The 24,814-nt window shown below is 67.3% G+C and carries 22 protein-coding genes and 2 tRNA genes; 8 read left to right on the forward strand and 16 right to left on the reverse strand.

The window, feature by feature from the left end; translation table 11 throughout:
- Nucleotides 1–57: 57 nt before the first annotated feature.
- The 11 genes from rlmN to JS533_RS02020 form a co-directional block, all read right to left on the reverse strand.
- The gene (rlmN, locus tag JS533_RS01970; protein ID WP_241512882.1) at nucleotides 58–1,263 is read right to left on the reverse strand and encodes a dual-specificity RNA methyltransferase RlmN; all 1,206 of its coding nucleotides are present in this window, start codon (nucleotides 1,261–1,263) and stop codon (nucleotides 58–60) included.
- 54 nt (nucleotides 1,264–1,317) lie between these two features.
- Nucleotides 1,318–2,304: a phosphatidate cytidylyltransferase gene (locus tag JS533_RS01975; protein WP_241512883.1), complete on the reverse strand. Its 987-nt coding sequence runs from the start codon at nucleotides 2,302–2,304 to the stop codon at nucleotides 1,318–1,320.
- A 137-nt stretch (nucleotides 2,305–2,441) separates the two neighbouring features.
- Entirely contained in the window at nucleotides 2,442–2,996 is a 555-nt protein-coding gene (frr, locus tag JS533_RS01980; RefSeq protein WP_241512884.1) for a ribosome recycling factor, read from the reverse strand.
- Nucleotides 2,997–3,089: 93 nt separating this feature from the next.
- Nucleotides 3,090–3,830 (reverse strand): UMP kinase, encoded by a 741-nt coding sequence (gene pyrH / locus JS533_RS01985; RefSeq protein WP_241512885.1) that lies wholly within the window; start codon nucleotides 3,828–3,830, stop codon nucleotides 3,090–3,092.
- A gap of 158 nt (nucleotides 3,831–3,988) precedes the next feature.
- Nucleotides 3,989–4,690, reverse strand: a complete 702-nt coding sequence (locus JS533_RS01990; protein ID WP_420838607.1) for an alpha/beta fold hydrolase — start codon at nucleotides 4,688–4,690, stop codon at nucleotides 3,989–3,991.
- 277 nt (nucleotides 4,691–4,967) lie between these two features.
- Nucleotides 4,968–5,825 carry a translation elongation factor Ts gene (gene tsf / locus JS533_RS01995; protein WP_241512886.1) on the reverse strand — a complete coding sequence of 286 codons (858 nt, stop codon included), beginning with the start codon at nucleotides 5,823–5,825 and terminating at the stop codon, nucleotides 4,968–4,970.
- A 74-nt stretch (nucleotides 5,826–5,899) separates the two neighbouring features.
- Complete coding sequence (gene rpsB, locus JS533_RS02000; RefSeq protein WP_241512887.1) at nucleotides 5,900–6,739, reverse strand: 30S ribosomal protein S2; 840 nt, start codon at nucleotides 6,737–6,739, stop codon at nucleotides 5,900–5,902.
- A gap of 288 nt (nucleotides 6,740–7,027) precedes the next feature.
- Nucleotides 7,028–7,516, reverse strand: a complete 489-nt coding sequence (gene def, locus JS533_RS02005; RefSeq protein WP_241512888.1) for a peptide deformylase — start codon at nucleotides 7,514–7,516, stop codon at nucleotides 7,028–7,030.
- Nucleotides 7,517–7,518: 2 nt separating this feature from the next.
- Nucleotides 7,519–9,606 (reverse strand): AMP-dependent synthetase/ligase, encoded by a 2,088-nt coding sequence (locus tag JS533_RS02010; protein ID WP_241512889.1) that lies wholly within the window; start codon nucleotides 9,604–9,606, stop codon nucleotides 7,519–7,521.
- A 55-nt stretch (nucleotides 9,607–9,661) separates the two neighbouring features.
- The gene (locus JS533_RS02015) at nucleotides 9,662–10,147 is read right to left on the reverse strand and encodes a hypothetical protein (protein ID WP_241512890.1); all 486 of its coding nucleotides are present in this window, start codon (nucleotides 10,145–10,147) and stop codon (nucleotides 9,662–9,664) included.
- A 173-nt stretch (nucleotides 10,148–10,320) separates the two neighbouring features.
- Nucleotides 10,321–11,442, reverse strand: a complete 1,122-nt coding sequence (locus tag JS533_RS02020) for a GuaB3 family IMP dehydrogenase-related protein (RefSeq protein WP_241512891.1) — start codon at nucleotides 11,440–11,442, stop codon at nucleotides 10,321–10,323.
- 114 nt (nucleotides 11,443–11,556) lie between these two features.
- On the opposite strand from JS533_RS02020, the gene JS533_RS02025 reads away from it, so the two are divergent.
- The 5 genes from JS533_RS02025 to JS533_RS02045 all read left to right on the forward strand — a co-directional run bounded on the left by JS533_RS02025 (nucleotide 11,557) and on the right by JS533_RS02045 (nucleotide 18,116).
- A complete protein-coding gene (locus JS533_RS02025) occupies nucleotides 11,557–12,777 on the forward strand; it encodes an NADP-dependent isocitrate dehydrogenase (RefSeq protein ID WP_241512892.1) in 1,221 nt (406 codons plus the stop codon).
- Between the two features lie 171 nt (nucleotides 12,778–12,948).
- Entirely contained in the window at nucleotides 12,949–14,502 is a 1,554-nt protein-coding gene (locus tag JS533_RS02030) for a type 1 periplasmic-binding domain-containing protein (RefSeq protein ID WP_241512893.1), read from the forward strand.
- A 208-nt stretch (nucleotides 14,503–14,710) separates the two neighbouring features.
- Nucleotides 14,711–15,163 (forward strand): YraN family protein, encoded by a 453-nt coding sequence (locus JS533_RS02035; protein WP_274619133.1) that lies wholly within the window; start codon nucleotides 14,711–14,713, stop codon nucleotides 15,161–15,163.
- Nucleotides 15,163–16,695, forward strand: coding sequence for a YifB family Mg chelatase-like AAA ATPase (locus JS533_RS02040; RefSeq protein ID WP_241512894.1), 1,533 nt, complete (start codon nucleotides 15,163–15,165; stop codon nucleotides 16,693–16,695). Before JS533_RS02035 ends, JS533_RS02040 begins: the two co-directional genes overlap by 1 nt.
- A gap of 26 nt (nucleotides 16,696–16,721) precedes the next feature.
- On the forward strand, nucleotides 16,722–18,116 hold the full coding sequence (locus JS533_RS02045; protein ID WP_241512895.1) for a DNA-processing protein DprA: 1,395 nt from the start codon (nucleotides 16,722–16,724) through the stop codon (nucleotides 18,114–18,116).
- A gap of 91 nt (nucleotides 18,117–18,207) precedes the next feature.
- Here the strand turns inward: JS533_RS02045 and JS533_RS02050 are convergent, their stop codons facing one another.
- Nucleotides 18,208–18,552 (reverse strand): MGMT family protein, encoded by a 345-nt coding sequence (locus JS533_RS02050; RefSeq protein ID WP_241512896.1) that lies wholly within the window; start codon nucleotides 18,550–18,552, stop codon nucleotides 18,208–18,210.
- Nucleotides 18,553–18,637: 85 nt separating this feature from the next.
- Here JS533_RS02050 and JS533_RS02055 point away from each other — a divergent pair, with 85 nt between their 5' ends.
- The 3 genes from JS533_RS02055 (at nucleotide 18,638) to JS533_RS02065 (ending at nucleotide 22,320) form a co-directional block, all read left to right on the forward strand.
- Complete coding sequence (locus JS533_RS02055; protein WP_241512897.1) at nucleotides 18,638–20,566, forward strand: FAD-binding protein; 1,929 nt, start codon at nucleotides 18,638–18,640, stop codon at nucleotides 20,564–20,566.
- Nucleotides 20,567–20,662: 96 nt separating this feature from the next.
- Nucleotides 20,663–21,604: a succinate dehydrogenase/fumarate reductase iron-sulfur subunit gene (locus JS533_RS02060; RefSeq protein ID WP_420838608.1), complete on the forward strand. Its 942-nt coding sequence runs from the start codon at nucleotides 20,663–20,665 to the stop codon at nucleotides 21,602–21,604.
- 44 nt (nucleotides 21,605–21,648) lie between these two features.
- A complete protein-coding gene (locus JS533_RS02065) occupies nucleotides 21,649–22,320 on the forward strand; it encodes an O-methyltransferase (RefSeq protein WP_241512898.1) in 672 nt (223 codons plus the stop codon).
- A 13-nt stretch (nucleotides 22,321–22,333) separates the two neighbouring features.
- On the opposite strand, the gene JS533_RS02070 is transcribed toward JS533_RS02065, so the two are convergent.
- The 4 genes from JS533_RS02070 to JS533_RS02085 all read right to left on the reverse strand — a co-directional run bounded on the left by JS533_RS02070 (nucleotide 22,334) and on the right by JS533_RS02085 (nucleotide 24,763).
- Entirely contained in the window at nucleotides 22,334–23,020 is a 687-nt protein-coding gene (locus JS533_RS02070) for an LOG family protein (protein ID WP_241512904.1), read from the reverse strand.
- 127 nt (nucleotides 23,021–23,147) lie between these two features.
- Complete coding sequence (locus JS533_RS02075; protein ID WP_241512899.1) at nucleotides 23,148–24,413, reverse strand: Na+/H+ antiporter NhaA; 1,266 nt, start codon at nucleotides 24,411–24,413, stop codon at nucleotides 23,148–23,150.
- Nucleotides 24,414–24,581: 168 nt separating this feature from the next.
- Nucleotides 24,582–24,655: transfer RNA gene (locus JS533_RS02080), tRNA-Arg, on the reverse strand.
- 34 nt (nucleotides 24,656–24,689) lie between these two features.
- Nucleotides 24,690–24,763: transfer RNA gene (locus tag JS533_RS02085), tRNA-Arg, on the reverse strand.
- Between the last annotated feature and the right edge of the window lie 51 nt (nucleotides 24,764–24,814).

The following is a 24,814-nucleotide window of genomic DNA, read 5'->3' on the forward strand; positions in this document are numbered from 1 at the left end:
GCGCGCGGACGCGCGGGCCATGTTCACGACGGGAACGATCGTATGATCATGGCATGATCATGCCTGCCGGCCGAACGCCTCCTTGGTCTTGGCGGCGAGCTGTCCGCAGGCGCCGTCGATGTCCTGGCCGCGCGTGTCGCGCAGCGTCGCGGTGATGCCGGCGGCGTGCAGGATGTCGAGGAAGCGCTTCTCGTCCTCCGGCTTGGAGGCGGTCCAGCGGGATCCTTCGATCGGGTTGAGCGGGATCGGGTTGACGTGCACCCAGTCGTCGCCGTAGTGGTTGAGCCGCTTGGCGAGCAGCCTCGCATGCTCGGCCTGGTCGTTGATGCCGCGCATGAGCGCGTATTCGATGCTCACGCGCCGTTTGGTGGCCAGATAGTAGTCGTGCGCCGCATCGAGCACCTGCGTGGTGTTGAAGCGCTTGTTCATCGGCACGAGCTCGTCGCGCAGCTGGTCGCTGGGCGCGTGCAGCGAAACGGCCAGACGCACCGGGATGCCTTCGGCGGTGAGCTTCTTGATGCCGGGCACCACGCCCACGGTGGACACGGTGATGTTGCGCGCGGAGATACCGAATCCCTCGGGCGGCATGGCGCTGATCTGACGCACGGCGGACAGCACGGAGTTGTAGTTGCCCATCGGCTCTCCCATGCCCATGAACACGATGTTGCTGAGTCTGCCCGGGCCTCCGGCGACCTCGCCGTCGCGCATCATGCGGGCGGCGACGCGCACCTGTTCGAGGATCTCTCCGGCCGACATGTTGCGGGTGAGGCCCAGCTTTCCGGTGGCGCAGAACGGGCAGCCCATGCCGCAGCCGACCTGGCTGGAGATGCACAGCGTGGTGCGGGTCGGATAGCGCATGAGCACGGATTCGATATGCGAGCCGTCGAACAGGCGCCACAGGATCTTGATGGTGGTGCCGTTGTCGGCCACCTGGCGCGTGACCTCGTGGATGAGCTCGGGGAAGAACGCCTGCGCCGCCTCGGCTCGCTTGGCGGCCGGGAAATCGGTGAATTCGGCGGCGTTCACGTCGAAATGCCCATAATAGTGGTTGGCGAGCTGCTTGACACGGAACTTCGGCAGACCGAGTTCGGCGGCCTTGGCGATGCGCTGCTCGGGTGTCATGTCGGCGAAGTGCAGCGGCGGCTTGCCGCGGCGGGCGTGGTCCTTCGAGAGCACGTCGCGGAATGCGCCGGTGGTGCCGCCCGGCGTGATGCCGGTTTCGGGGGTTTCGGAGATTGCTGGGGTTTCGTTCTGTTCGGTCATCTCACGTCCAATCTTGCGGTCATGGTGTGCTGTTGCGGAAACGACGGCGGGCCGTCACAGGCCGGTGGCCCACAGCAGCAGGCAGGTGAACGGCGCGGACAGGAGGATCGAGTCGATGCGGTCCATCACGCCGCCGTGGCCCTTGAGCAGGTGGCCCATGTCCTTGATGCCGATGTCGCGTTTGAGCATGGAGGCGCACAGGTCGCCGAACGTGCCGACGATGCCGATCATGACGCCGGCGACGACGGGCACCCACCAACGGGTCGCCCACAGGGAGGCGTCGTAGGTGCATGCGAACACGGCGAACGCGCCGGCCATGGCGAAGAGCATGGAGCCGACCAGTCCCTCGACGGATTTCTTCGGTGAGATGCGCGGGGACAGCTTGTGCTTGCCGAGCCAGGCTCCGGCGAACAGGCCGCCGGTGTCGCTGAGCGCCGGCAGGAAGACCAGCATGATGGCGTGCGCGACCGGATGCCCGTTGAACGTGAGCGGAATGATGAGGCACGAGCCGAGCAACGGAATGTACAGCACGGTGAACAGGGAGACGGCGACATGGCTGAGCCTGCTGTGATGCTGTTCGCCGCCTTCGTGGTTGAAGGACGATTCGAGCCGCGCGCCCGCGTCGGTGTGCGCGAGCTTGGCGGCCACGGCGGTCGACAGCCGGTTGCCGACGCTGATCTTGGCGCTGGCCGCGATGGCGACCAGCACGGCGGAGGCCGTTACGCACATCGCCATGGCGACGATGTGATACGGGGAGAGATAGGTGGCCACGAGCGTGACCGTCGAGCAGACCCACAGCACGATGACCGGGATGTGCAGTCCGGCGGTGGCGAAGTCGACGCGCAGCTCCCACAGCGCGAGGATCATGAACACGATGATGAGCGCGACGAACAGGTCGATGCTGATCAGCAGACAGGCGAGGATGACGGCGATGAGCACCACCGCGGTGCCGATGGCCTGCGGCATGTTGCGTCCGGTCTTCTTGTTGATCGCGTCGATGGCCTCCTCGGCCTCTTTCTCACGCTGTTCGCGGCTTTCCATCGCGGTCCTCCATCGCTTGATCCGTGTTCCGTCCGTCCTGTCCGTCGCAGGCCGACGGATCGTGCCGGAGGGGCGGGCCGGAGCGCGGTGCGGCCCGCATGCCCGTCCCTTCCGGCACGATCCGAACGAAGGGGAGGTCAGACCTCCATGATCTCCTTCTGCTTGGTCTCGAGCAGGGAGTCGAGCTCGTCGGTGACCTGCTTGGTGACCTTGTCGAGCTCCTTGAGCAGACGGTCGCCCTCGTCCTCGCCCATGTCGCCGTCCTTGACAGACTTGTCGATGGTTTCCTTGGTCTTGCGGCGGATGTTGCGCACGGCGACCTTGCCCTCCTCGGACTTGGTCTTGGCGAGCTTGACGTACTCCTTGCGGCGCTCCTCGGTGAGCTCCGGCATGGTCAGGCGGATCACGTTGCCGTCGCGGCGCGGGGAGGCACCCAGATCGGAGTCGCGCAGCGCCTTCTCGATGGCGTTGGCCTGCGACGGGTCGAACGGGGAGACGGACAGGGTGCGCGGCTCGGGCACGCCGATGGTGGCGACGGACTTGAGCGGCATGGTCATGCCGTAGGACTCGACGGTGATGCCGTTGAGCAGGGCCGGGTTGGCGCGGCCGGTGCGGATGCCGGAGAAGTTCTCCTTGGTGTTTTCGACGGTCTTCTTCATCTGGTCCTTGGCCTGATCGACGAGGTTAGCCATGTTTGCTCCTTTGGTTGGTTTGGTTTGCGGATGTGTTGCCGATGCTTCGTGGAATGTCGCGGGACGGCGTGGCCGCCCGCCCGCGCCGTCCCGTCAGTCGGCGAGCGTGGATTCGGCGTCGGAGACGAGCGTGCCGATCTTGTCGCCGAGCAGGGCGCTGGTCACGTTGCCTTCGCCTTCAAGGCCGAACACGCGGATGCACTGCTTGTTGTCGCGGGCCATGGACAGCGCGGAGGCGTCCATGACGGCGAGGTTGTCGACGAGCGCGCGGTTGTAGTCGAGCGTCGCGAAACGCTTGGCGTCGGCGTGCTTGCGCGGGTCGGCGGTGTACACGCCGTCGACGCCGTTCTTGCCCATGAGCACCTCGTCGCAGTGGATCTCCAGCGACCGCTGGATGGAGACGGTGTCGGTGGAGAAGTACGGCATGCCGGCGCCGGCGCCGAAGATGACCACACGGCCCTTTTCGAGGTGGCGGATGGCCTTGAGCGGAATGTACGGCTCGGCGACCTGGCCCATGGTGATGGCGGTCTGCACGCGGGTGGCCTGGCCCTCCTGCTCGAGAAAGTCCTGCAGCGCGAGGCAGTTCATCACGGTGCCGAGCATGCCCATGTAGTCGCCGCGGGAACGGTCGATGCCGGCCTGCTGCAGCTCGGCGCCACGGAAGAAGTTGCCGCCGCCGGTCACGATGGCGACCTGCACGCCCTGCTTGACGGCGGGGACGATCTCCTCGGCGATGCGGCGCACCACGTGCGTGTCGATGCCGACGTGCCCCCCGCCGAACGCCTCGCCGGACAGTTTGAGCAGCACTCTGCGAGGCTTGTTTTCTCCAGTCATACACAGCCTTTCCTTGCGAGCGGTGCGGCCTGACATTGCCGCGAAACCGCAAAATTTACCGTCTATCAGCCTATCCGCAAACGACGACAGTGTCGTGGCGGACGCGCGGGGACGTACCGGGATTCCCGTGCGGCGCACCGGCCGCCCCGCCGCCCGTATCAGTCGGCCGTGACGTCGGCCGTGACGTCGGCCGACGCCGCATAGCCTGCCACGGCGGCGGTCACGTCGCGCAGATAGTCCATGGACGTGCGCCAGTCGCCCGGGACCTCGATCGAATGGTTGGCGCCGGGATACTCGTGGATGAGGCCGCTGAGACGGCGGGCGCGCGACGGTTCGTACAACGGGTCCGCCGTTCCCGCGCAGATCAGCGGCTCCGGCGCGTCGCCGCCGCGCCAATCGGCGTCGCCGGGCACCGGAATGACGGAACGCGCCGGATCGAAGTCGGCCGGGGAGAAGACGGGGGTCAGCAGCGCCATGGGCAGGCCGAGCGAAGCCACATGGGGCTGGATGAAGGTCGAAAGCGACTTGCCGACCACGAGCACGCGCGGCGCCGGCCCGTCCCCCGCATCGGCGCGCACCTGCTCGAGCCAGCGGTCCACCGCGCCGTCGAGCATCGCGAAGATCCGCCCCGCGGGCGTGACGGACAGGTCGGCGTTCACGTCGAGCCGATCCGCATACCAGCCGTTCTCGACGAGTGCTGTCGCCGCATAGTACAGCAGCGGCCGGTCGCAGTTGTATCCGGTGCCGGGCATGAGCAGCACGCGTTTCGTCGCCTCCCGCGCCGTCGTGTGGTTCCTGCGCCAGGCGCTCATCCTGCAGGTCGGCTCGATGCCGCCCTCCCCCATCGTCGTTTCGATCATGCCGATCCTCCCTGTCGTGCAATACGTCGTGCAATGCTTGCAATCCGTCGTGAGATCCGGATCCATTGATCCGTCCACGAACCACCACCACTATAGTGCGCGATGCCGTGACGGCCCGCATAGCGCGAGGCGGCACGAGATGGAGCATGGCGGCACGACGTCGAATACGCGGCAGGGGGCCGCACCCTTGCGGATGCGGCCCCCTGTGATCGGTATCGATCAACGTCGGTCAGCGTGTGCAGGACACGCCGAGGTCACGGGCGAATCGCCAGTCGATTCACTCGGCGTCCTCGTCGCCCTTGCCGACCTCGATGCGGGCGAAGGCGGTGGCCTTGCCGCCGACCTCCTCGAACAGCTTGCCGACGGTCTTGGACGGATCCTTGACGAACGGCTGCTCGAGCAGAACGACTTCCTTGTAGAAGGCGTTGAGACGGCCCTCGACGATCTTCGGGACGATCTTCTCCGGCTTGCCCTCGGCCAGGGACTTCTCGGTGGCCACGCGGCGCTCGGACTCGACCACATCGGCCGGGACGTCCTCGCGGGTCAGCCACTTGGCGCCCATCGCGGAGATCTGCAGCGCGGCCTCGTGGGCCACGGCGGCACCGGCCTTGTCGGTGGCGATCATGGCGACGATGCTCGGCGGCATCTCGACGGACTTCTTGTGCGCGTAGATCTCGACGTGCTCGCCGGAGATCTTGGCGAACTGGCCGACCTTGACGTGCTCGCCGAACAGGGCGGCGGCCTCTTCGATGGCGACCTTGACGGTGCCGTCCTCGGCCTTGGCCTCGAGCAGCTCGTCGGCGCTGTTCGCGTCGGCGGCCACGGCGTAGCCGAGCACGGTGTCGGCGAACTCGACGAACTTCGGGGTCTTGGCCACGAAGTCGGTCTCAGAGTTCAGCTCGACGGCGTAGCCGGTCTCGCCGTTCGCAGTCTCGACGACCTTGGAGGCGATGGTGCCTTCCTGGGCCTTGCGGCCCTCACGCTTGCCAGCGGCCTGGATGCCCTTGGCGCGGATGATCTCCTTGGCGCGGGCGACGTCGCCTTCGGCCTCGGTCAGGGCCTTCTTGACGTCCATCATACCGGCGCCGGTGTCTTCGCGCACCTGCTTGATCAGAGCTGCAGTGATTGCTGCCATTGGTTTGTCTCCTCTAAATCGATGTTTCCCATATATGAATGGGAGGCGATGCCGCCTCCCATCATAACGGATGCTCAGGCCTGGGCTTCGCCCTCGGCTTCAGCGGCGGCGGGAGCGGCCTCCTCGGCCGGGGCGGCCTGCTCGGCGTTGCCCTCGGTCAGCAGTTCCTTCTCCCAGGCGGCCATCGGCTGCTCGGTCTCGCCTTCGGCCTTGGCGGCCTTGCCGGAACGCTCCAGCAGGCCCTCGGCCACGGCGTCGGCCATGAGGCTGGTCAGCAGCTCGATGCCGCGGATGGCGTCGTCGTTGGCCGGGATCGGATACTCGACGGCTTCCGGATCGGCGTTGGTGTCGACGAGGGCCACGACCGGGATGCCCAGCTTGTGGGCTTCCTCGACGGCCAGGGCCTCCTTGTTGATGTCGACGACGAACATCGCGGACGGGGTGCGGTTCATGTTGCGGATGCCGCCCAGCTGCTTGTTGAGCTTGTCCTTCTCGCGCTCGAGCAGCAGCAGCTCCTTCTTGGTCAGGCCGGAGCCGTGCACGTCGGAGAAGTCCATCTCCTCGAGTTCCTTGAGACGGTTGACGCGCTTGGAGACGGTCTGGAAGTTGGTCAGCATGCCGCCGAGCCAGCGCTCGGAGACATACGGCATGTTCACGCGGGTGGCCTGGGCGGTCACGGCTTCCTGGGCCTGCTTCTTGGTGCCGACGAACAGCACGGTGCCGTTGTGGGCGACCGTGGTCTTGATGAAGTCGTAGGCCTTGTCGATCATTTCGAGCGACTTGAACAGGTTGATGATGTGGATGCCGTTGCGCTGGGTGAGGATGAACTGCTTCATCTTCGGGTTCCAACGACGGGTCTGGTGACCGAAGTGGAGGCCGGCCTTGAGCATTTCGCTCATCGTGATCTGTGCCATGGTGCACTACCTTTCTTGTCGGTTATTGCCTGGCCATGCGCGCCCGCGTGCAGCGTCGGCCCCGTTTCCCGGGGCGTCGGCCGACCGACACGGACCGTCGCGGACATGGCGCGATATGGTGTGTGCCGGTTGACAATATTCGGTGGCTCCGGCCGTCTGCGACTACGGTCATCGCCGGGATGGCACACAAGTTTCCATGATATTGCATGGCCCATACAAAAACCGTCCGGCCCCTTTGACGGGAGCCGGACGGTTCACGTGCGGCCGAGGATCCTCGGTCCGCACCGCCTACTTGGACGCGTGGGCGCGCATGTATCGGAGCGCTTCGCGGCGCTCCTCCTTCTCCAGACGGTCGAGATACACGTGGCCGTCAAGGTGGTCGCATTCGTGCTGCAGCATGCGTCCCATCAGGCCGCTGCCCTCGAGCACCACCTCGTTGCCGTCCAGGTCGATGCCGCGCACGCGCGCATAGTCGGCGCGACGCGTCTTGTACCATAGGCCGGGCACGGACAGGCAGCCCTCGTCGCCGTACTGCTCGCCGCTCTTCTCCTCCATCACCGGGTTGAGGATGTAGCCGATCCTGCCTTCGATATTGTACGAGAACGCGCGCAGGCTCACGCCGATCTGATTGGCCGACAGGCCGGCGCGGCCCGGGTCGTCCACGGTCTCGAGCAGGTCCTCGACGAGCCGGCGCACGGCCGGGGTGATGGACTTGATCTCGTCGCACGGGGTGCGCAGCACGGGGTCGGGCACGACCCTGATCTCACGGATTGCCAACGTTACTTCTCCTCGTTCTCGTTGCTGTCGTTCGTCTTGTCCTCGGCCGCCGCGCCGTCGGCCGGCGTCCCGTTCGCGTCCGCGCCGTCGGCGGATTCGGCCGACTGCCGACGAATCCGGTCCTGCATGGTGTCCAGCGCCTCGCGGACCTTCTTCGGGGTCATTTCGGACACCTGCTTGACGTTCTCCGAGGCCTGCTTGACGCTTTCGGACGCCTGCTTGACCGTTTCCGTGGTCCTGTCGAGCAGCTGCACGGTCTTCGGCAGCGGGCGGCTCGGCGACTTGGAAGTGTAGATCACGTTCTCGATCACGTCGGCGTAGCGCTGCAGCACCTTGGGACGGACGACCTTCATGCTGGCCGTCAGCGTGCCCTTGTCCTGGCTGAACTCCTCGTCGAGGATGGCGAACTTGCGCACGGACTCGGCGCGCGACACGTTGGCGTTCGCCTGGTCGACGTACTGCTGCACGTATGCGCGCACCGCGTCGGACTGGGCGACCTCGGACATCGGCATGTCCGGATCGAGGCCCTGCGAGGCGAGCCACGAACGCGTCATCTCCGGATCGAGTTCGATCAGCGCGGAGACGAACGGCTTGCCATCGCCGACGACGACCGCGTGGGAGACGATCGGGCACGTGCCGATCGTGTCCTCCATCGGCGCGGGGCTGATGTTCTTGCCGCCGGCGGTGATGATGATGTCCTTCTTGCGGCCGGTGATGTAGATGAACCCGTCGTCGTCGATCGTGGCGAGGTCGCCGGTGTGCAGCCAGCCGTCCGGCTCCAGGACCTCCTTGGTGAGTTCGGGCTGCTTGTAGTAGCCGAGGAACACGCTTTCGCCGCGGATGAGCAGCTCGTCGTCGTCCGCGAGCCTGACTTCGGCGCAGCCGGGGTGGCCGACCGAGCCGACGCGGTTGGAGTCCTGGAAGTTGACCATGCACGGCGCGGCCGTTTCGGTCATGCCGTAGCCCTGGATGAACGTGATGCCGTCGAGCCCGTTGAAGAAGTGGGCCAGATCGACGTTGAGCGGCGCGCCGCCGCAGGCGAGGTACTTGAGGTTGGGGCCGAGCGCCGAACGGATGGACGCGCCGACCGTCTTCATGAAGAACGCGTGCTCGATGCGCGCCGACAGCGGGTGGCGGCCCGTCTCCTGGGCGTCCTTCGACCACTGCACGAAATGCTTGACGGCGCGCGCGAACACGCGGCCCTGGATGCCATTGCCAGCCTTCTGCGAGGCGGCGTTGTACACCTTCTCGAACACGCGCGGCACGCCGAGCAGATAGGTGGGCTTGAAGCCGCGCAGGTCGGCCAGCAGGTGCTTGGCGCCGGGGATGTAGCCGACCACGCCGTGCGAGCCGATGGCCACGTACTGGATGTAGCGCGCGAAGCAGTGCGCCAGCGGCAGGAACAGCAGCAGGCGGCTCGGCTGGTAGAGCATGTCGTTGAGCACCTCGTAGCCGTTGAGCACGGTGTGCGTGAAGTTGCGGTGCGAGAGCATCGCGCCCTTGGGCTTGCCGGTGGAGCCGGAGGTGTACACGATCGTGGCCATGTCGTCGGCCTTCACGCGCGCGATGGCCCGGTCGAGCTCCTCGTCGGGCACGGCCTCGCCGAAGTCCGCCACGGCGTCGAGGCCGGCGGCCTTGAAGTTGAACACGTACTTGAGCTTCTCGCGACCCGAGCGGATCTGGTCAAGCGTGAGCGCGTGGTCGTAGTCGCCGGCGAAGGCGATGACCGGATCCACGTCGGCGACGATGTTCGCCGCCTGCTTGGGCGAGTCGGTCTCGTAGATCGGCACGCTGACCGCGCCGATGGCGGCGCACGCGAAATCGACGACGCCCCACTCGTAGCAGGTCGCCGAATAGATGACGACCATGCTGCCGGGCTTGACGCCGAGGCCCATGAGGCCCTTGGCCACCTGACGGACGCGCTCCTGCATCTGCCCGGCGGTCACGTCGTGCCATTGGCGCGTCCCGTCGTCCTGCCATTGGGCGATCAGGTCGTCGGGATCGCGCGACGCACGCGCGGCCAGCAGCGAATATATGGTGTCCTGTTCCGTCGTCGGACGGATCGTTTTCACGGAGTATTCACGCAACATACCAGCTATGATAGCGCCGTGCGCGCCGCCGGACGCGCGCGCCGCGCATGGTCCGCTAGCCCACGTCGGCCATCACGCACATCCATCGGCATCCGATCCTCTGCAGGACGATGTTCACCCAGTGGTGCTCCGTCCCGATGGTCAGATGGACGTGCATCTCGAGCTTGTCGGGGCTGACCAGCATGCCGTTGAGCGATTGGGGGACGACCGGCAGCGAGCCCATGCGATGCCCGCGCTCCGGATGCTCCATCGCGTCGCGGCGAAGGATGATGGCCATGTTGTCGAGCTTGCGCAGGGCCTGCCCGGTGATGCTGCGCTGCAGCCGCTCCAGCGGGAAACGGTCGCGCACCGCGTCCGTCGCCATGCATGAGATCCGGCACGTCGACATCGCCAGGGCCCTGCACTGCACGGAATCCACCTCCCCGACGAAGCACCGCGCTATCCGGTAGGGCACCGGCTTGTTCGACATCTCCAGCTGGAGGAAGCCCTCCTCGGCCGGAATGGGGTCTCGCCTCCACGCCCGAAACGCAGCATCCTCCATGATCCACCTTCTCCCCTTGAGATCGGCGGCGCGCCGCCTGTCGCGGCCTGCGCCGAGGCGCCGTCCCCGGCGCCTTCCCCCACTCCACCATACGAAAAGGCCCCCGTCAACGGACGGGGGCCAAATTGTGGATATGTTGAGAAATGTGGATAACCGCGGACCGCGGTCTTCGGTCAGCGGCCGTACGGGGTGACGACCACGTTGCAGCGTTGGAAGTTCTTGACGTCCACGTAGCCGGTGGAGGCCATGGCACGGCGCAGAGCGCCGATGTAGTTGACCTGGCCGTCGGCCTGGTGGCTGGGTCCGAACAGGATCTGCTCGAGGGAGCCGACCGTGCCCACGTTCGTGCGGAAACCGCGCGGCAGCGTCTGATGGCGCGCCTCGGAACCCCAGTGCATGCCGCGGCCGGGCGCCTCGGTGGCGCGTGCCAGCGGCGCGCCGAGCATCACCGCGTCGGCGCCCATGGCGAGCGCCTTGACGAAGCTGCCGGAGTCGCCCATGCCGCCGTCGGCGATGACCTGCACGTAGCGGCCGCCGGACTCGTCCATGTAGTCGCGGCGGGCCTCGGCCACGTCGGCGATGGCGGTGGCCATCGGCGCGTGCACGCCGATCGTCTTGCGCGTGGCGGAGACGGCGCCGCCGCCGAAGCCGACGAGCACGCCGGCCGCGCCGGTGCGCATCAGGTGCAGGGCGGCCGTGTAGTTGGCCGCGCCGCCGACGATGACCGGCACGTCGAGGTCGTAGATGAACTTCTTGAGGTTGAGCGGCTCATGGTCGCGGCTGACGTGCTCGGCGGAGACGACGGTGCCGCGGATGACGAACAGGTCGACGCCCGCGTCGACCACGGTCGAATAGAACTGCTGGGTGCGCTGCGGGGAGAGCGCGCCGGCGACGGTGACGCCCGCGTCGCGGATCTCGTGCAGGCGCTTGGTGATCAGCTCGGGCTTGACCGGCTCGGCGTAGATCTGCTGGATGCGCGTCGTCGCCTCGTCGGCGGGCAGATCGGCGATCTCGTCGAACAGGGGCTCGGGGTTCTCGTAGCGGGTCCACAGGCCTTCCAGGTCGAGCACGCCGAGCGCGCCCATCTTGCCCATCGCGATGGCGGTGGCGGGGCTGGTGACCGAGTCCATCGGCGCGCCGATGACCGGCACATCGAACTCGTAGGCGTCCACCTGCCACGAGGTGGAGACGTCCTCGGGGTCGCGCGTGCGACGGGAGGGGACGATGGCGACGTCGTCCAGCGAGTAGGCCAGACGGCCCTTCTTGCCCAAACCGATTTCAATTTCCTGAGACATGATGCCAAGGCTAATGCCGGCTCGTGACAGTCCGCGTTTCGGATATGGCACCGGCCCGCGTTACAAACATGCGCTATGACTTGACCCATATCGCCAACCACCCAAGGAGACAGCATGGCCAAAATCAAGGTCGAAGGCAAGGTCGTCGAACTCGACGGCGACGAGATGACGCGCGTCATCTGGAAGGACATCAAGGATCGTCTGATCCTGCCCTATCTGGACGTGGATCTCGATTACTACGATCTGGGCATCGAGAACCGCGACGCCACCGACGATCAGGTGACCGTCGACGCGGCGCACGCGATCCAGCGCGAGCACGTCGGCGTCAAGTGCGCCACGATCACGCCGGACGAGGCGCGTGTCAAGGAGTTCGGCCTGAAGAAGATGTGGAAGTCGCCGAACGGCACGATCCGCAACATCCTGGGCGGCACGATCTTCCGCGAGCCGATCGTCATGAGCAACGTGCCGCGTCTGGTGCCGGGCTGGACCAAGCCGATCGTCGTGGCCCGCCACGCGTTCGGCGACCAGTACAAGGCCACCGACTTCAAGGTGCCGGGAGCCGGCCGGCTGACCGTCACGTTCACGCCCGCCGACGGCTCGGAGCCGATCGAGCACGTCGTCTACGACTACGGCGAGGACGGCGGCGTGGCGCAGGTGCAGTACAACGTGAACGATTCGATCCGCGGCTTTGCGCGCGCCTGCTTCAACTACGGCCTGATGCGCCACTACCCGGTGTACCTGTCCACGAAGAACACGATCCTCAAGGCGTACGACGGCCAGTTCAAGGACATCTTCGCCGAGGTGTACGAGACGGAGTACAAGGAGCGTTTCGAGGCCGCCGGACTCACCTACGAGCACCGCCTCATCGACGACATGGTGGCCAGCTCGCTCAAGTGGCATGGCGGCTACATCTGGGCCTGCAAGAACTACGACGGCGACGTGCAGTCCGACTCGGTGGCCCAGGGCTTCGGCTCGCTGGGACTCATGACCTCGGTGCTCATGACCCCGGACGGCCAGACCGTGGAGGCCGAGGCCGCGCACGGCACGGTGACGCGCCACTACCGCCGCTGGCAGAAGGGAGAGAAGACCTCCACGAACCCGATCGCCTCGATCTTCGCGTGGACCGGCGGCCTCAAGCACCGCGCCGACCTCGACGGCACGCCCGAGGTGCGCCACTTCGCCGAAACGCTGGAGAAGGTGATCGTCGACACCGTCGAGGGCGGCCAGATGACCAAGGACCTCGCGATGCTCATCGGCCCCGACCAGCCGTGGCTCGACACGGAGGGCTTCATGAACGCACTCGACGAGAACCTCGCCAAGGCGCTCGTCGCCTGAGGTTCCGACCGTCCCGTCCGGATCCGTCGGAGCAGCGGCCCGTCCGTCCCCTATGCCCCCGGGGTCGACGGGCCGTCGTCATATACGTCGTCCTGCGCATCCGGGACAAGGTGACAGGCCATCGACTAGAATCGTCCTGCGAAGACACACCCCACGACGGAGGATTTGGACATGGCTTTCCGGGACACACGCATCGCACGCCGGCTGATCGCACCGCTGGTCGCGGCCGGCATGGCGATGTCCCTCGCCTCCTGCGCCGCACGGCCCGCGTCGGACGATGCGGCCGCCGGCGGCTCGCAGAGCGCCTCGACCGGCAGCGTCGCCGTCTTCACCCCGTCCGACGGAGTGACCCTTTCGGGGGACACCCCGCTCAACAAGTGGACGAAGTTCGTCCCGGAGCTGACCGCCGCCCTGAAAAAGGCCGGCGTCGCCAAGAAACGCATCGAGACGACCTCGTCGGACAGTCTCGACAAGCAGAGCCGCGACGTGCAGGACTTCGTCGTCGACCGTGTCTCCGCGACGTCGTCCGGCGACGCGGCGGCCACGACGATCGTCATCGCCCCGGTGACCTCACCCGACGACACGGTGCGCCAGTACGGCGACTACGTCGACCAGCAGGTGGGCTCGTCGTCCGACGGCACGTCCGGCACGTCCGACGACCAGACGCTGCAGGACGCCGAGTCGCGACTGCGCTCCGCGCTGACGCTCGCACGCGAGAACGGCATGCATGTGGTCATGCTCGCCGGCTCGCTGGACGGCTTCAGGCCGGACGTCTACGTGCGCATGTCCACCGCGGAGGAGATCGGCCGCGTGCAGGCGACCAAGATGGTCGACAAGCTCGACCTGGAGAAGGCCAGCACCGACAACCCGAAGAACATCGAGGTGCTGCTCGCGTGCACGCCCGCCTCCGGGGACGATGGGAACGCCGAGGCCTGCGCGGACGGGGACGGCGCCGCATTCGCCGCGGAGACGTTCCGCGGCGCATGGTCCGTGCTGCAGCCGTACTTCAAGTCCGGTCAGGCGGTCAGCCCGTCCGGCACGCTCGACAAGGACACCGGTTCGGACGACTGGCGCAGCGTCGCGTTCTCCTCGGCCGAGGACGACGACGTGGCCGCGCAGCTGCGCGAACGGCTCAGCATGGACGGCAAGGGCAAGCCGCAGACGCACACGCGCATCGACGGCGTCATCGCGATGAACGACCACACGGCCGCGCTCGTGGCCAAGGAGCTTGGGGAACTGGGCTACACGGGGTCCGCCGCCGACATCAACCCGTCGATCACCATCTCCGGCATCGTGGAGAACATCACCGGCAAAAAGGACCTGCAGCGGGACAAGGTCCCCGATCCGATCAAGGCCCCGGAGGAGCAGGCCGGCACAACGGACGCCGACGGGCAGAAGGCCGCCGACGAGGCCAATTCGCGGTGGCCGATCATCACCGGATACGGCGCCTACGTGGACTCCATGCCGCTGATCGTCTCCGGACAGCAGTGGATGACCGCGCTCGAGGACCGTGCGGCGCTCGCGCAGGACACGGCCACGGTGTGCGTGAAGCTCAACGCCGGCGAGACGGTCAGCAGGAACACGCTCTCGTTCGTCTCCCCCGGCAAGGTCGACGGCGTCAACGTGCCCACCGTCAGCGAGGATCTGGTCGCGGTGAGCGCCTCCAATCTCAAGACCGCGCTCATCGACCCCGGATACATCACACCGGCCGACGCCGGGCTGTAAGGCCCGCTCCCGCTTCCCGCGAGCCCTGCAACGACCGTTCCGCGACGCCCGTTGCAGGGCTCTCGCATGCCGTCGACCCGTCGATTGTGGACGACACGCCGGAATTGTCCACATGGAGTTATCCACAACACGCCGATGGGTCGAGCCTGCGTCCACAGACCCCGGTCCGGCTTGCGGACGGATCGCGCCTCTGATGCACTTGGATCCCATGAACACCGCCACATACACCGCAACCCCCTGTCCTCCGGCCATCGACCATCCCGCCGGAGCCGGCGACCTTGCCTCCCGGCTCGGCCGCCCGGACCTGTCGCCCAGGCAGCTCGGCGCCATGGGCGAACGATACGCCGCGGACCGGCTGGAACGAGCCGGCTACACGATCCTCGACCGCAACTGGCATTCACGCTATGGGGAGCTCGACGTGATCGCGATGACGCCGGACAGCGTCATCGTGTTCGTCGAGGTCAAGACGCGGCGCAACGCACGCTACGGACCGCCGCAGGAGGCCGTGACGGCGCGCAAGCGGCTCGCCCTGCGCCGCGCCGGCGTGCAATGGCTGATGGAACGGCGCATCCCGCACCGCGGCATCCGTTTCGACGTGATCGCGATCACCGCCCCGTTGAACGGCACCGTCTCGGTCAACCACATCCGGGAGGCGTTCTGATGGCCATCGGCAGCGCATTATCGGTCGGCCTGCTCGGGCTCAAGGCCTTCATCATCCAGATCCAGGCGTTCATCTCTCCCGGACTGCCGTACTTCAGCGTGATCGGGCTGCCGGACACCTCGTTGAGCGAATCGCGAGAACGCGTGAAATCCGCATGCCAGGCGAGCGGGTTCCGCTGGCCCGAGACGCGCGTCACCGTGAACCTGTCCCCCGCATCCATGCCCAAACGCGGCTCCTCGCATGACCTGGCCATTGCGGCGAGCGTGCTCAGCGCGTCCGGCGCGATACCGCACGACTGTCTGGCGGAGACGATCGTGCTCGGCGAGGTGAACCTCGACGGCACGGTGCTGCCGATCCACGGACTGCTGCCGATCCTGCTGCACGCCCGCGAGCGCGGCGTGAGGTGTCTGATCGTGCCGCAGGCCAACGAAGGCGAGGCGGCGCTGGTCGATGGACCGGAGGTGATCTGCGTGAGGCATGTCGGCGAGCTGATCGAACTGATGGGCGGCCGGGCCCGGTATGCGCCGCCGGACGGGACCGTGGCCTCCGAATCGGCGCATGCCGCACCGTTCACGCCTCCCGCGATGGGCGACATGAGCGAGGTGGTGGGCCAGCGTATGACGAAGTGGGCGTTAAAGGTCGCGGCCGCGGGCGGACATCATCTGCTGATGACCGGACCGCCGGGTTCGGGCAAGACGATGCTTGCCTCGCGTATGCCGGGCATCATGTGCCCGCTCAATTCCGCCGAGCAGCTGGAGGTGGCGTCCATCCGTTCGCTGTGCGGGGTGCTGCCCGGCTATGGCATCTCCGATGTGCCGCCGTTCGAGGCGCCGCATCACACGTCGTCGACCGCCGCGCTGGTGGGCGGCGGCAGCGGGCTCGCCACGCCGGGCGCCATCACGCGGGCGCATCGCGGCGTGCTGTTCATGGACGAGGCGCCGGAGTTCTCTTCGCGCACGTTGCAGACGTTGCGCGAACCGCTGGAGTCCGGGTATGTCGCCTTGTCCCGTTCGAAGGGCTCGACCTACTATCCGGCTCGCTTCCAATTGGTCATGGCGGCGAATCCGTGCCCGTGCGGGTTCTCGTACGGCACCGGTGAACGCTGCACGTGCAGGCAGAAGGACCGCGTCCGGTATTTTTCCCGGCTGTCGGGGCCGATTCTCGACCGTATCGACATTCAGGTGGAGGTGCCTCCGGTGGAGCGTATCGGCGGCAGCGGCGACGGCGAGGCCGTGGAGACCAGCCGCGACATGCGCCGGTCGGTGGTGGTCGCGCGGATGACGGCGCGGGAGCGCTTCGCCCGCGAGGGCTGGTCGTGCAACGCGCAGGCGTCGGGCGAGTGGCTGCACGCGCATACGTCGACGAAGGCGCTGGAACTGGTGAACCGTGCGCTCGAATCGAGGCGGTTGAGTCTGCGCGGCGCGGATCGTGCGATGCGGCTGGCATGGACGTTGGCCGATCTGTCGGGGCGCACGTCTCCGGGGTGCGAGGAGATGAATCAGGGCATCATGCTGCGTACGAGGGTGACGTGAGCGGTGCCATGGACGGGAGGGATGCCATGGACGGGACGACTGCGGCGTTGCCGGCGGCGGGCGGCGCGCCCGATGATGACGCGCTGGCTCGGGCCGTGCTCACCTGTTGTCTGGACGGCGCGGATGCGATCATGTACGCGACGATCAAGGGGGCTTCGGACGGCGCACGCGAAGTGCTGTCGCTGTTGGCCGAGACGGGCGCCGGCCCCGCGGACGGCGGCGCGCGGGGGTCGTCCGTCTCCTCCGAGTCGGCTCGGACGGCCCTGGAGGAGCGGTTCGTGCGCGGCCTGGTACGTTGGGGACGCAAGCCGACGCCGTCCACGCTGTCCGCGTTCCGCGGCTCCCTGGACGGGTGGCGCCGCCGCCTGTCGAGGCTTGATACGCTGGACGACTCATATCTGGCCGGATTGCTCACCGAAGACGGCCGGCAGTGGATCATCGCTCCGGGCCACCCCTGCTGGCCGGAGCAGCTTGCCGATCTGTCGATCCGCAAGGATTGGGCCGCACCTCTGTGCCTGTGGGGCCTGGGGGATCCGGGCGCGCTGGTCAGCTGTGCGAAACCGGTCGGCGTGGTGGGCTCGCGAGGCGCGAACGAGTACGGCCGCGCCATCGCGCGCGAGGTCGGGCGCAGGGCCGCCGCAGACGGCCATCTGGTGGTTTCGGGCGGCGCGATGGGGGCGGACGCCGCAGCGCACTGGGGCGCGCTCGCCCCGTTGGACGAGGGCTATGGGCCGGATGCGACGGGTCGGACCGTGGCCGTGTTCGCCGGCGGGCTGAACCATGTGGGACCGCATTGCAACCTGCCGTTGTTTGAGCGGATCACGGCGTGCGGTGGCGCGCTGATCAGCGAGATGAGCCCGGATACGATTCCCGAAGCCCGCCGGTTCCTGCTGCGCAACCGGATCATCGCCGCGATGGCGTCCACGGTGGTCGTCGTGCAGGCGCGTCTGCGTTCGGGCGCGCTCAACACGGCGAACTGGGCCACGGAGCTCGGCCGTGACGTGTATGCGGCGCCCGGTGGCATCGACGCGCCGCACAACGCCGGCTGCAATCGGCTCATCCACGACAATCAGGCGATCCTGCTCATGTCCGCGCGCGGCATCGACGAATACTGTCATCCGCCTCACATGCCGTCCCCGCCGCGCCGACAGGAGACCGCGGACGCATCGGCTGCGTCCGGCGTATGCGGTGCGGACGAGGATCACGCCGGCACGACAGGACCGGAGAAGTCCGGTCTCGACGCCGTGCGGCAGGCCGTGCGCCGTTGCCGCAGGTCGCGGGGCGTGCCGAGCGTCGAGGCGGTCGCCGCGCATATGGACGGCAGTCCGGGACTGTCCGACGTGATCGCGCTGCTCGGCGAACTGGAGCTCGACGGAACGGTCAGCGTGCAGGGCGGCATCGTGTCCGTCACGGCACGGTGAACCGCGGTCGGCCCCTCGTCAGACGCCGCATACGCATACGTCCCGTCCCCCGCACCCGTCCGGCGGACGCATATGCCGGCGGACGGCGTCGCTACGCACGCCACTGGCAACGATCCAGATCGACCAGCCATCCCTCGGCACCGGCATTGTCCGAACCGTCGCGTGGCGGCACGAATGCGACGTCCTCCCCCTCGAGCAGCCGTCGCTGTTCGTCCGGGCCGCCGAACGCGAAGCCGGGTGCGAGCGAACCGTCGCGGAACACGACGCGATGACATGGGATCACGCCCGGCTCGGGATTGGCATGCAACGCGAAACCGACGAACCGCGCGGACCGCGGACGCCCGGCCAAGGCGGCGACCTGCCCATAGGTCGCCACCATGCCGCGCGGGATCCGCCGCACCACGTCGTACACGCGTTCGTTGAATGTTCCGGTCATGCGTTCCATTATCGTCGGACCCGCACGTTCCGGCGCCCCGGCGTCCGTCCCGTGTTCGTCCCGACGTGTCCCGACAATCAGGGGTATGAGTCCGAAGCATATCGAAGACATGTACGATGCGGTGATCGTCGGCGCGGGAGCGGCCGGCCTGTCCGCCGCGCTGGGGGCGCTGCGGTCCGAAGCGGCGCAGGGCCTGCGCGAGGCGGGCGTCGAGCCGAAGATCCTGGTGATCTCGAAGCTGCAGCCGTTGCGCTCGCACACCGGTTCGGCCGAGGGCGGCATCGCCGCGAGCCTGGGCAACGCGGAGGCCGACGACTGGCGTTGGCACTACTACGACACCGTCAAGGGCGGCGACTGGCTGGTCGACCAGGACGCGGCGAAGCTGCTGGCCGAATACGCGCCCCAGACGGTGATCAACCTGGAGCGCGGCGGCGTCGCGTTCTCACGCACCGACGACGGGCATATCGCGCAGCGCCGCTTCGGCGGGCATACGCGGGACTTCGGCGGCGAACCGGTGCGCCGCGCCGCCTATGCGGCCGACCGAGTGGGCCATCAGATCCTGCACACATTGTGGCAGGAGTGCGTGGGGGCCGGCGTCGAGTTCGCCGAAGAATGGTATGTGACCGATCTGGTGCTGGATGGGACCGGGGAGCGTGTCGCCGGCGTCGTCGCCTACGACACGCATGAGGGCAGGATCCATGCGATTCACGCGCGCAACGTGCTGCTCGCCACGGGCGGTGCGGGCCGCCTGTTCCATACGACGTCGAACTCGTGGGATCTGACCGGCGACGGCATGGCGCTCGCGCTGGCGGCCGGTCTGCAGCTGGAGGACGTCGAGTTCGTGCAGTTCCATCCGACCGGACTGGCGCACACCGGCATCCTCCTGTCGGAGGCGGCACGCGCCGAGGGCGGCGTGCTGCGCAATGCGGACGGCCGGGCGTTCATGGAGGACTATGCGCCGGAGCACCGCGATCTGGCGGCGCGCGACGTGGTGAGCCGTTCGATCATGGCCGAGATCGACGCGGGGCGAGGCGTGGCCGATCCGAAGGATCCGGACGGTCCGAGGGACTGCGTGTGGCTGGACATGACCGGCATCGACCACGACCATATGGAGGCCGTCCTGCCGCAGGTCGTCGAAACGGTGCGCAAGTACGCGAACATCGACCCGGCGCACGATTGGGTGCCGGTCAAGCCGACCGCCCACTACACGATGGGCGGCATTCCGATCACCACGGACGGCGAGGTCTACCGCTGGACCGTCTCCGACGACGCCGGCGCATCCGGCGGACGCCGCACGATCGTCGACGGCCTGTTCGCCGCGGGCGAATGCTCGTGCGTGTCCGTGCATGGCGCGAACCGTCTCGGCGGCAACTCGCTGCTCGACGCATGCCTGTTCGGCACCAGGGCCGGACAGACGATGGCCGCGCGCGTCGCGGAGCATCCCGTGGATGATCCGATGGACGACGGCACGGACACGACGGACGAGGAGGCCATGGCCGCGGTCGACGTCGCCGCCCGGTCGCGCGGCGACGAACTCGCCTCGCTGCTCTCCCCCGACGACTCCGACGGCAACGACAACCCGTATCGTCTGCTCGCCGATCTCGGCCGCGTCATGGAACGGGCCGTGGCGGTCCGCTGCAGTGCGACGACGATCAGCGAGGCGCTCGGATCGCTGCGCGGCGAGCTCATGCCGCGTGCCGTGTCGCTGCACGCGCACAGCGACACGGCGGCGTTCAATCAGGAGATCACCGCGATCTGGGAGGCCCGGCATCTTGTCGCACTGGCCGACGCGGTGCTGCGGGCGTCCGACGCACGGCACGAATCCCGAGGCTCGCTCAAGCGGCTCGACTTCCCCGAACGCGACGACGAACGCTTCCTCGCCCATTCGATGATCCGGTCGCTGGCCGGCGGCACCGCGGACGCTCCCGCCGACACGGAAGAACAGGGCGAGCGGGGCGTGCTGTGGCAGCCGGTGCATATCGCCGACTATCCCCCGCAGGCACGCGCGTACTGACATCGCATCCGATCGGGGCCGCGGCAACCGACGGCAACGCGCCGGCCACGGCTTATGGCACAATATGATGTCGATTCTTGTGTTGAGGGAGGCAGTATGAGCGGCATGGACGATGCGCTGACCACGGTGACGCTGAAGGTGAACAGGTTCACGCCGCGCCCGGAGCGAGACCGCGGCGCGCGCGGCGGCTCCCCGTTCGCCAAGAAGGGCGGCTCCCCGTTCGGAGGCGGTGCGTCGCGCAACCGCCGCCCCCGCGGCAAGCAGTGGGTGCAGGAGTACACGCTGCAGGTCCGTCCCGAGGACACGGTGCTCGACTGTCTGCTGACCATCAAGCGCACCGTGGATCCGACGCTCGCCTTCCGTTATTCGTGCGGCCATGGCATGTGCGGTTCGGACGCGGTGGCGATCAACGGCACGCCGACGCTGCTGTGCACGGCCACCGTCGCGGATTGGGCGGAGCATCCGAACCCGCTCGCGCAGGCCGATGAGGAGGGGTTCCGCCACACCGGTTCCGCGGAAGACGGCATCGCCGACGATACGGACGTCTCCAATGCGGAGGACGGCCTTGGCGTGATCGAGCTCGCTCCCCTGCCCGGGTTCCCCGTGCAGCGTGATCTGATCGCCGACATCGACCCGATGCTCGACCAGATCCGCAAGCTCAAGCCGTATCTGCAGGCCGACGGCGTGCTCGCCACCACCAGAGAAGGCAAGGTGGACGTGTTCGAATACCTGCAGAACCCGCAGCAGCTCGCCAAATACGAGACGCTCACGAACTGCATCGCATGCGGCGTGTGCGAGGGCAGCTGCCCGGTGTTCGCCGGCGGCGATGCGTTCATCGGCCCCGCGGCCCTGATCGCGGCCTCCCGGTTCGTCAACGATTCTCGCGACACGGCGACCATGGCGCGCCTGAACGCTATCGACACGGCGGACGGCGTGGCCGCATGCCAGTCGGTGCGCGCCTGTTCGAGGCAGTGCCCGCGCGGCATCGACGTCGGCGAGGAGATGTGGCAGATCGTCGCCCGGGTGAAGGAACGCTGACGCGACCGTTCGCCGTGATCCGTTTCTCGTTACAGTAGGTGGTTATGGACAGGACATCGTATACGAATCTCGCCAAGGCATGGGAGTTCGCGGAGGATCATGCGTTCACCCTGCAGCCGCAGGCGTTGGCGCAGGCGCGCGTGCAGGCCGAAGAGGCCGGTTTTCCGCAGGGTTCGGCGGCGCAGGCGGCATGGCTGGCGACGCTGGTTCGGATCACCGGCGCGACTTCGGTGATTTCGGTGGGTACCGGATCCGTGGTGGAGACGCTGCAGCTGATCAATGGCCTGGGCAATGCGGGCCAGCTGACCGCCGTCGATTCGTCCGCGCAGGGCATCACGTTGCTGCGTTCGCTGTTCGGCAGACTGTCGGATGGGACGGCGACGCGTCTGCGTGCGGTGAACGCCCCTGCCGGCGTGTTCCTGCCCCGTCTGAACGGTGCCGACTATGATCTGATCGTCGTTGCGGGAGATGCCGCGAACTACGCGGACACGTTCGCGCAGGCCCCGCGTCTGCTGCGCGGGCATGGCGTGATCGCGTTCACCGACGTGTTCGCATTGGAGACGCCGGAGGCGAACGGCGGCGTGCTCAACCCGGCGGATCGCGGCGAGAAGGCCGTCGCCATGCGCGAGTTCGTGTCGTTGGTCGAATCGGACGAACAGTTCGATTCGGCGCTCACACCGACCGGCACGGGTCTGCTCGTCGCGGTCAAACGCTGAGCGGCCCGGCCGGTCAGATGCGGCCGGTCGCGATGCTTGCGGCTTCGTCCGCATCATCGGTGATGCGGACCAGTTTGGGATCCAACGGGGAGATCATGCCGCGGTCCATCACCGGCCCGTTAAGCCAGTCGAGCAGGCCCTGCCAGTATGCGGAGTCGTACAGCACCACCGGCATCGTCGTGGCCTTGTGGGTCTGCACCAGGGTGAGCAGTTCGAACATCTCGTCGAATGTGCCGAAGCCGCCCGGGCAGACAATCACGCCGGACGAGTACTTGACGAACATGGTCTTGCGCACGAAGAAGTAGCGGAAGCTCAGACCGAGGTTGACGTACCCGTTCAGTCCCTGTTCCCGGGGCAGTTCGATGCCGAGTCCGACCGATTTGCCGCCGGCTTCGGCCGCTCCCCTGTTGGCGGCCTCCATGATGCCCGGCCCGCCGCCGGTGATGACGGCCATGCCCTGCTCGGCGATGAGCCTGCCCATGCGCCGGGCCGCCTGATATGCCGGATCGTCCGGCTTGGTGCGTGCCGAACCGAAGACGCCTACCGCAGGGCCGAGGTCGGCGAGCGTGTCGAATCCTTCGACGAACTCCGATTGGATGCGCAGCACGCGCCACGGGTCCATGTCGAGCCAGTCGCGACCGTGGTCGTCGCTGAGCAGTCGCGCGGCGCTGCTGTCGGAAGGGATCATATTGCCGCGCATGATGGCCGGGCCGCTCTGATAGGTGGCGCCGAGGGGCGACGTTCCGGCGGATCCTAAACAATGCAGGGCGTCTGCGTGGCGGGCGTCATCGGAATGGTCGATGACGCCGTCGGACTCGTGGATATGGTCAGTGGATGCCATGGCTTTCCTTCCAATGCTTCGACTGATGGCTGAGCAGGATTCCCGACACGCCCGCGGCGATGAGCGAGCCGACGAGCACGCCGAATCGGGCCTCCGCGGAAAGCTCCGGATTGGCGTAGGCAAGGGAGGCGATCAGGAACGAGACGGTGAAGCCGATGCCGCACGCGCAGGCGGCGGGGATCATGTCGCGCACGCGCAGCCCCTTCGCCATCTTCAATCCCGCCAGATGCGTCGAGATCCACGCCGTGGCGAGGATGCCGAGCGGCTTGCCGACGACGAGCGCGACCATGAGCGCGATCACCAGCGGCGAGAGCAGCAGCATGGGGCTGAGCGACTCGAAATGGACTCCCGTGGCGAACAGCGCGAAGACGGGCAGGGCCAGCAGCGCGGAGAACGGCTGGAGCTTGCCGGCGTAGCGTTCGGCACGAGGGGTCTCCTCGCCGAACATCTCACGGGAGGGGGTGAGCAGGCCGACGAGCACGCCGGCGAGCGTGGGATGCACGCCGGCCTCGAACATCATCACCCATGCGAGCAGTCCGATGACGCCGACGACGATCCACGGCACGCGCCGCATGCGCACGAGCACATACCACACGGCTGAGCAGGCGGCGATGCCGATGAACCAGTACCACGCGTTGAGCGAGGAGAAGAACACGGCGATGAGGATGATGGCCAGCAGGTCGTCGACGGTGGCGAGCGTCATCAGAAACGCGCGGATCGAGCCGGGAAGCCCTTTGGCGAACAGGGCCAGTACGGCGAGCGAGAACGCGATGTCCGTGGCGGTGGGCACGGCCCATCCATGCGCCATCTCGCCGAACGGGATCGAACTGCCGGTGGTGGTGAGGATCAGGCTGCCTGCCTCCCCGGGACCGAGCCACGAGAACAGCGAGATCACGGCGAGGAACAGCACCGGCGGGGCGAGCATGCCGCCGACCGCGCACAGCATGGGCACGGCCGCCGCCTTGGGGTTGGCCAGCGAGCCCGTGGTGAGTTCCTGTTTGAGGTCGAGTCCGACGGTCAGGAAGAAGACGGTGAGCAAACCGTCCTGGGCCCAATGGCCGAGAGCCAGATCGATGTTGGTGTGCGGCACCGCGATATGCGTTTCCGCCACCGCTTCGAACAGGTGGGCGGTGGCGGGCAGATTGGCGAGCACCAGTCCCAACAGGGCGAATCCGAGCATGATGAGCCCGGAGATGCGATCCGAAGCGGCTATGCGGCGCATCGTCGCCCATACCCCGTGTCTGCTGGCCATACTGCCTCCGTTGTCCGTACCGTCGAGCCAACGGCGCGCGGTATGTGATGTATCTCGCCCCATCTTACCGAACATATGTTCGCATGTTCAGCCAACGGCTCAAACATCTCGTCAACGTGCCCGGATATTGGAAAAGCCCTTGGGAGCATTCGCTCGCAAGGGCTCATGTGCGCCAGACAGGATTCGAACCTGCGACCTGCTGATCCGTAGTCAGCTGCTCTAATCCGCTGGGCTACTGGCGCAACGCCACTCTTTTACCTCTTGTGGCAAGAGGTGTGCGCCAGACAGGATTCGAACCTGCGACCTGCTGATCCGTAGTCAGCTGCTCTAATCCGCTGGGCTACTGGCGCAACGCCACTCTTTTACCTCTTGTGGCAAGAGGTGTGCGCCAGACAGGATTC

This window comes from Bifidobacterium amazonense, assembly GCF_018555435.2.
Lineage (GTDB): Bacteria > Actinomycetota > Actinomycetes > Actinomycetales > Bifidobacteriaceae > Bifidobacterium > Bifidobacterium amazonense.